The 6,989-nt window shown below is 73.0% G+C and carries 6 protein-coding genes and 2 pseudogenes; 6 read left to right on the top strand and 2 right to left on the bottom strand.

Annotated elements, in window-relative coordinates; genetic code table 11:
* The 3 genes and pseudogenes from ACNAW0_RS26020 to ACNAW0_RS26010 form a co-directional block, all read left to right on the top strand.
* A pseudogene (locus tag ACNAW0_RS26020) lies at positions 1 to 291 on the top strand (hypothetical protein); the annotation flags it as partial.
* A 133-nt stretch (positions 292 to 424) separates the two neighbouring features.
* Positions 425 to 1,162: pseudogene (locus ACNAW0_RS26015) on the top strand (class I SAM-dependent methyltransferase); the annotation flags it as partial.
* A gap of 34 nt (positions 1,163 to 1,196) precedes the next feature.
* Entirely contained in the window at positions 1,197 to 1,484 is a 288-nt protein-coding gene (locus ACNAW0_RS26010) for a hypothetical protein (RefSeq protein ID WP_416290643.1), read from the top strand.
* 49 nt (positions 1,485 to 1,533) lie between these two features.
* On the opposite strand, the gene ACNAW0_RS26005 is transcribed toward ACNAW0_RS26010, so the two are convergent.
* Together ACNAW0_RS26005 and ACNAW0_RS26000 are read right to left on the bottom strand one after the other, a co-directional pair.
* Positions 1,534 to 2,151 (bottom strand): nucleotidyltransferase family protein, encoded by a 618-nt coding sequence (locus ACNAW0_RS26005; protein ID WP_416290642.1) that lies wholly within the window; start codon positions 2,149 to 2,151, stop codon positions 1,534 to 1,536.
* Positions 2,148 to 3,251: an XdhC family protein gene (locus tag ACNAW0_RS26000; protein WP_416290641.1), complete on the bottom strand. Its 1,104-nt coding sequence runs from the start codon at positions 3,249 to 3,251 to the stop codon at positions 2,148 to 2,150. Before ACNAW0_RS26000 ends, ACNAW0_RS26005 begins: the two co-directional genes overlap by 4 nt.
* Before the next feature lie 132 nt (positions 3,252 to 3,383).
* Here ACNAW0_RS26000 and ACNAW0_RS25995 point away from each other — a divergent pair, with 132 nt between their 5' ends.
* From ACNAW0_RS25995 to ACNAW0_RS25985, 3 genes are read left to right on the top strand one after another with little or no spacing between them, the layout of a single operon-like run.
* Complete coding sequence (locus tag ACNAW0_RS25995; RefSeq protein WP_416290644.1) at positions 3,384 to 3,878, top strand: 2Fe-2S iron-sulfur cluster-binding protein; 495 nt, start codon at positions 3,384 to 3,386, stop codon at positions 3,876 to 3,878.
* Positions 3,875 to 4,879, top strand: coding sequence for an FAD binding domain-containing protein (locus tag ACNAW0_RS25990; RefSeq protein ID WP_416290640.1), 1,005 nt, complete (start codon positions 3,875 to 3,877; stop codon positions 4,877 to 4,879). Before ACNAW0_RS25995 ends, ACNAW0_RS25990 begins: the two co-directional genes overlap by 4 nt.
* Positions 4,876 to 6,972: a xanthine dehydrogenase family protein molybdopterin-binding subunit gene (locus ACNAW0_RS25985; RefSeq protein WP_416290639.1), complete on the top strand. Its 2,097-nt coding sequence runs from the start codon at positions 4,876 to 4,878 to the stop codon at positions 6,970 to 6,972. The genes ACNAW0_RS25990 and ACNAW0_RS25985 overlap by 4 nt, the downstream gene beginning before the upstream one ends.
* Positions 6,973 to 6,989 lie beyond the last annotated feature (17 nt).

Raw genomic sequence — 6,989 nt, 5'->3', positions numbered from 1 at the left:
TACCCCACCCGGGTGGTGTTCCACGCACCGTGGGAGAAGGTAGCGCCCTGGATCCGGCCGCCGATGGGCCGCCTCCAGCCAGACGGCGACCGATGCGTACTGGTCGGCAGCACCGGAAACCCCGCGATGTACGCGCAGGAGTGGCTGGCCCCCGTCCCGTTCGACTTCTCCGTGGAAGAAAGCCCCGAACTACATGCCGCCGTGGCGGCGGTCGCGGCCCGTTTCGGCGCGGAAGTCTCGCCTTCGCCGTCGGCCGAGATTCGATCCGCAGGGTTACTTGCCGGAGGGTGATCCCTGAGTGCTGGATCGATGACGGGCCAATGTGGTGAAATGGCGCGCACGTGACCTACTCTCCAGGGCAGCGACGCCAGGCCCATGCGCGGCGTGGGCTGGTGACAGCCAGGGAGGCGGCGGCATGTCCAGCGCGCGGTTGTACGACACCATCGGAGCCACTTACACCGTGACGCGGCGCACCGAGCCGCGGATCGCCGCAAGGGTCTGGGCTGCGCTCGGGGATGCGCGGACGGTATTGAATGTCGGGGCTGGTACCGGCTCCTACGAGCCCGCCGACCGTGACGTCACCGCGGTGGAACCGTCGGCGCTCATGCGTGCGCAGCGCCCCGCAGGCGCAGCGCCGTGCGTGGCTGCCGCTGCGGAGAGCCTTCCGTTCGAGGACCAGTCGTTCGACGCAGCGATGGCTTTTGCCACCATCCATCACTGGCAGGATCCGATCGCGGGCCTGCGCGAGATGCGGCGCGTTGCTCGCCGCGTGGTGGTGTTCACGCACGACACCAGTGCCACCGGATGGTTTAGTCGGTTCTGGCTTACTCGCGACTACCTTCCTGAGGCTGCGGACCTCCTTGTCGGCCGGCCTTCGTTGACCGAGCTGGCCGGCGCGATCGGAGCCCGCGTGGAGCCGGTGCTCATCCCGTGGGACTGCGTTGACGGCTTCTTCGAGGCCTACTGGCGCCGGCCGGAGGCATACCTGGACGAGAACGTGCGTCGCGGGGTATCGGTCTGGGCCAGAGTCGGGCCGGACGTCGAGCAGAGGGCGGTGCACGACCTCCGTGATGATCTCGCCTCAGGTCGGTGGGCAGAACGCAACCGCGACCTCGTCGATCTCGATGCAGCAGAGCTTGGCCTTCGCCTGCTTATCGCTTGAGCCCGCCACATCTGGGAACGACTTCGCTGCCCGAGTGAACTTCGCTGGCGCCGACTTGGCGCAGATCCTGACCTGGATCTTCTCCTCGCTGGTCGTGCTGATGAACGTGGCAATCGTCTACAGCAACCTCACCGCGGTGAAGTCCGTGCAGGCCGCCTTCCGCCGCAAGGGCGACCCAGAGCTGGCCCGCGTCGAGGTGGCGCCGTTCCTGCAGGCAGCCGAGGACGCCTTCCCTCGCTGGGTGCGCGTCCAGACCTACCTCCGCAACACGGTGGTCTTCGCCGGCTCCGCAATCGCCCTGGTCGCCGTCTCGGTGGCCTGACCAGGCGCGGGATCCGGCCGAAGCCGCATCCGGTGGGTTCTTCACACGGTTATGCCCTGCGGCCACGGGTCGGCCACGTTTCGCTCGGGGGTCCCCGGTGGCGGCGTTGGGCTCCGGTCAGGTCGGCCGGGGTGTCCACGTCGGCGGGTGATCCGTCGCACGGCACCCGGGTCACCAGGTCGGCCCGGGCCCGGAGGAAATCGCGGGCTCCCCGGTCCCCCGTCGCGTACGGCGCGAGTCGCGGCCAGGTGGCGCGGCTGAGCAGTATCGGGTGGCCGGGCCGGCCGGCGTAGGTGGCGACGGCGACGGTGGCGCCGGCCGTGTGCGCCGCGCGTACCCGGCGTACCGCGGCCGGGGTCAGCCAGGGCTGGTCGACGAGCACCACCACGACCGCGTCGGCGAGGTCCGGCAGGGAGTCCAGGCCGCGCAGCAGGGAGCTGCCGAGGCCGTCCGGCCAGCGTGGGTTGGTCACCGGGACGGCACCGGGTAGTGGGGGAAGCCGGGTGGCGCCTGCGCCGACCACGACGTGTACGGGGTCGCAACCGCCGGAGCGCAGCAGCCGGGCTGCCCGCCGTACCAGCGGCTCGCCGTCCCATTCGATGAGCGCCTTGGGCAGGCCGAGCCGGCGTCCGGCGCCGGCGGCGAGCACCAGTCCGGCGACGGTCACCGCGCTGCTGCCGCGGGCAGGTGGGCCGGGTGGGCGGCGTGGATCGGGCCGGTCAGCTCGGACAGTGGTCGGCCGGTGCCGCCGTGGCGCCATGCGACCATTTCCGCGGCGATCGCGAGCGCGGTCTGGGTTGGGTCGGGTCCGCCGAGGTGCAGCCCGGCCGGTGCGCGCAGTCGGGTCAGGTGTGCCTCGGGTATCCCGTCGGCGCGTAGCTGGGCCAGACGGGCCTCGTGCGTCGCGCGGCTGCCGAGCACCGCGAGGTAGCCGGCCGGGGTGGACAGGGCTGCGCGTAGCAGCGGGATCTCGTAGCGGGGGTCGTGGCCGAGCAGGCAGAGCGCGGTGTCCGGGGTGATCGGGGTGGTGGCCAGCAGGTGGTGCGGCCAGGCGCGGTGCACCTCGTGCGCGTCGGGTATGCGGGCGGTGGTGGCGAACGCGGGTCGGGGGTCGCAGGCGATGACCCGGTAGCCGAGGTCCGCGCCGATGCGGGCGAGTGCGGCGGCGACGGTGGTGGCGCCGAACAGCAGCATCCGCGGTGCGGCCGGTGCCGCCTGGAACAGCACCCGTACGCCGGGGCGTTCGCCGTGGCGCAGCACGGCGGCGCCGGCCGGCAGGGCGGCTGCCTGGTCGACGGCCCATCCGTCCAGGTCGGTGGTGCCGAGGGTGCCGTCGGTTCGGTCTGCCTGGATTATCAGCTCGGCGGCGAAGGGTGCCCGGCCGGCCACCACGGTCGCGACGGCGACCGGGTCGGGCCCGGCGAGTGCGGCGAGGGAGCGGGCGGTCGGGTGGTGGGCGGTCACCTGGCGTAGCAGCACTTCGATGGTTCCGGTGCAGCCGGGCCGGGCCGGCCATGGGCTGTCGTCGCCTACCTGGTAGCGGGCCAGCCGGGGCCGGCCGGTGCGTAGGGTTTCCGCCGTGGCGTCGAGGATCGCTGACTCGACGCAGCCGGCGGGGATGCTGCCGCGTACGTCGCCGGTGGGGTCGACGGCGAGCAGGTCGCCGGGGCGGGTCATGCTGCCGGCGCTGCTGGCCACCACGGTTGCCAGTCCGAATGGGATTCGCCGCTGTTGCCAGTCGTGGGCCGCGGCCAGGACCTCGCGCATGCCGCTCCACCGATCGCCAGTTTCGGGCTTGTGCCCGTATTTGTCAGCATATGTCGTGGTCGACGGTAGTCTGACGCGGTGCGCGGTGCGCGGGAGAACGGGAAACCGGCGGACGACGACTGGTCGTCCCGCATCACCGTCACGGTCAACGGCGTCGAGCACGACCTGACGCTGGACAACCGGACCACCCTGCTGGACGCCCTACGGGAACGGCTCGGCCTGATCGGCAGCAAGAAGGGCTGCGACCACGGCCAGTGCGGCTCGTGCACCGTGCTGCTCGACGGCCGGCGGGTCAAGAGCTGCCTGATTCTGGCCGCGACGTTGGACGGCCGCACGGTGGTCAGCGTGGAAGGGCTCGCCGGCGCCGAGGGCCTGGCCCCGATCCAGGCCGCCTTCGTCGCCCACGACGCCTTCCAGTGCGGCTACTGCACCCCCGGGCAGCTCTGCTCGGCTCAGGGCATGTTCGACGAGGTGGCCCGCGACTGGCCGAGCGCGGTGACCGAAGACCTGACCGCGCCCGTGCAGCTGACCGACCCGGAGATCCGGGAACGGATGAGCGGCAACCTGTGCCGCTGCGCGGCGTACCCGAACATCGTGGCCGCGGTCCGCGAGGCGGCGGCCCGATGAGGCCGTTCCGCTACCACCGGCCCGTCGAGGTGGCCGAGGCCGTCGCCCTGCTCGACGCCGAGCCGGACGCCGCGTACCTGGCCGGCGGCACCAACCTGGTGGACCTGATGAAACTCGGCGTGCAACGGCCGAACCTGCTGGTCGACGTGACCCGGCTGCCGCTGGACACCGTGGACCCGCTGCCCGACGGCGGCGTACGCATCGGCGCGAACGTGCGCAACAGCGACCTCGCCGCCCACCCGGTGATCCGGCGGGACTATCCGATGCTCGCCCGGGCGCTGCTCGCCGCCGCCTCCGGGCAGCTGCGCAACATGGCCACCACCGGCGGCAACCTGCTGCAACGCACCCGCTGCGCCTACTTCCAGGACACGTCGAAGGCGTGCAACAAACGTCAACCCGGCACCGGCTGCGCGGCCCGGCACGGCCAGAACCGCGACCTGGCCGTGCTCGGCTGGTCCGAGCACTGCGTGGCCACCCACCCGTCCGACATGGCGGTCGCCCTGGTCGCGCTCGACGCCGTGGTCGAGGCGTACGCGCCGGACGGTCCCCGGCAGCTGCCCCTCACCAAGCTGCACCGGGAGCCCGGCGACCGGCCCGAGCAGGAGACCAACCTGCCCCGGGGCGCGCTGATCACCGCGGTACGACTGCCGCCCTTGCCCCTCGCGCGCCGGTCGTCGTACCACAAGGCACGCGACCGGGCGTCGTTCGCCTTCGCCATCGGCTCGGTGGCCGCCGCCCTGGACCTGGCCGGCGACGTGGTCCGCGACGTCCGGCTCGCGTACGGGGCGGTGGCGCACCGCCCGTGGCGGGCCTACCGGGCGGAGGAAACCCTGCGTGGCCGACCGTTCACCCCCGAGCTGGCCGCCCACGCCGCGGACGTCGAGCTCGCCGCCGCCCGCCCGCTGGAGCACAACGCCTTCAAGGTGCCGCTGATCCGCAACCTCACCGTCCGGGCGCTGACCGAACTACGGACGCTGACCGAACTGGCGGGGCAGCCGTGAGCAGCGCGGTGGGCGTGGCGCACACCCGGCTGGAGGGCCGGGACAAGGTGACCGGCGCCGCCCGGTACGCGGTCGAGTTCCCGGCCGACGACGTGACCTACGGCTGGGCGGTGCCGGCGAACGCCACCCGGGGCCGGATCACCCGCATCGACACCGCTGCCGCGCTGGCCGTGCCCGGAGTGCTCGACGTGCTGCACCACGGCCACGCGCCGCGGCTGGTGCCCGGCGTTGACGCCACCCTGTTCCTGCTGCAGGACCCGGCCGTGCACTACCGGGGCGAACTGATCGCCGTCGTGGTGGCCGAGACCCTCGAGGCGGCCCGGGAGGGCGCCCGGCTGGTCCGCGTCGAGTACGACACCGAGCCGCACAGCACCGTGCTGAGCGAACACCACCCGGGCCTGTACCGGCCGGACAAGGTCAACCCCGGCTACCCGCCGGACACCGCCGACGGGGACTTCGACGCCGGGTTCGCCGCGGCGGAGGTCCGCGTCGACGCCACATACCGCACCCCTGCCTACCACAACAACCCGATGGAGCCGCACGCCACCACCGCCCAGTGGCAGGACGGGCGGCTGCTGGTGCACGACTCCAACCAGGGCTCGACCTCCGTCCAGACCACCCTCGCCGGGCTGTTCGGGCTGCCCGGCGAGGCGGTCCGGGTGATCACCGAACACGTCGGCGGCGGCTTCGGCAGCAAGGGGGCCGCCAAGGCGCCCGTGGTGCTCGCCGCACTCGCCGCCCGGCAGGTAGGCCGGCCGGTCCGGCTCGCCCTGACCCGGCAGCAGCTCTTCGGCCCGATCGGCTACCGCACCCCCACCATCCAACGGGTCCGGCTCGGCGCCGACGCCGACGGCACGATCACCGCGATCTGCCACGACGCGATCAGCCAGACCTCGACGATCCACGAGTTCGCCGAACAGAGCGCCGTCTACAGCCGCAGCATGTACGCCGGCCGGCACCGGCGCACCACGCACCGGGTGGTACGGCTGGACGTGCCGACCCCGTTCTGGATGCGCGCCCCCGGCGAGTGCCCCGGCGCGTACGCGCTGGAGTCCGCGATGGACGAGCTGGCGACCGCGTGCGGCGTCGACCCGGTCGAGCTGCGGATCCGCAACGACCCGCCCGTCGACCCCGAGCAGGGGCAGCCGTTCACCAGCCGGAACCTGGTCGTCTGCCTGCGGGAGGGGGCCCGCCGGTTCGGCTGGACCGACCGCGACCCGACGCCCGGCGTCCGGCGCGACGGGCGGTGGCTGGTGGGCACCGGAGTCGCCGGGTCCAACTACCCGGCCCGGTCCCGGGCCGCCGCCGCGTCGGCCACCGCCGCCCCGGACGGCACCTTCGAGGTACGGATCAACGCCACCGACATCGGCACCGGCGCCCGCACCGCCCTGTGGCAGGTGGCCGCCGACGCCCTGGCGGTGCCCGGCGACCGGGTGGCGATCCGGATCGGCGACAGCGCGCTGCCCCCGGCCGGCGTGGCCGGCGGCTCGATGGGTACCGCCTCCTGGAGCTGGGCGGTCATCCGCGCCTGCGAAGAGCTGCGCGACCGGATCCGGACCTCGCCCGGCGGCACCGTACCGGCCGAGGGGCTGACCGTCGAGGTGAGCACCGCCGACGAGATCCGGGCCCAGCCGGCCCGGCCCCGGTACGCCTACGGCGCCTACTTCGTCGAGGTGCGGGTCGACGTCGACACCGGCGAGATCCGCCTCAACCGGATGCTCGGGGTCTTCGCCGCCGGCCGGATCGTGAACCCGACCACCGCCCGCAGCCAGTTCATCGGCGGCATGACCATGGGCGTGTCGATGGCCCTGCACGAGGAAGGCCTGCTCGACGAGCGGTACGGCGACTGGGTCAACCACGATTTCGCCACGTACCACATCACCACCTGTGCCGACGTCGAAAAGATCGAGGCGTACTGGCTGCCGGAGGAGGACGAGGACGTGAACCCGGCCGGGGTGAAGGGGATCGGCGAGATCGGCATCGTGGGCAGCGCCGCCGCCGTGACCAACGCGGTGCACCACGCGACCGGCATACGGGTCCGGGACCTGCCCGTGCGGCTGGACAAGCTGCTGGACCGGCTGCCGGGACGCTGAGCGTCCAGCCCGATGCA

The sequence above is a fragment of the Micromonospora sp. SL1-18 genome (assembly GCF_047921505.1).
Lineage (GTDB): Bacteria > Actinomycetota > Actinomycetes > Mycobacteriales > Micromonosporaceae > Micromonospora.
Note: the sequence above shows the minus strand (reverse complement) of the source record. Positions and strands in the feature narration are given on the sequence as shown.

Coding starts and splice junctions, on each gene's coding strand:
- ACNAW0_RS26000 (WP_416290641.1), bottom strand. CDS start 3,251: ATGCGCGAGGTCCTGGCCGCGGCCCACGACTGGCAACAGCGGCGAATC.
- ACNAW0_RS25990 (WP_416290640.1), top strand. CDS start 3,875: ATGAGGCCGTTCCGCTACCACCGGCCCGTCGAGGTGGCCGAGGCCGTC.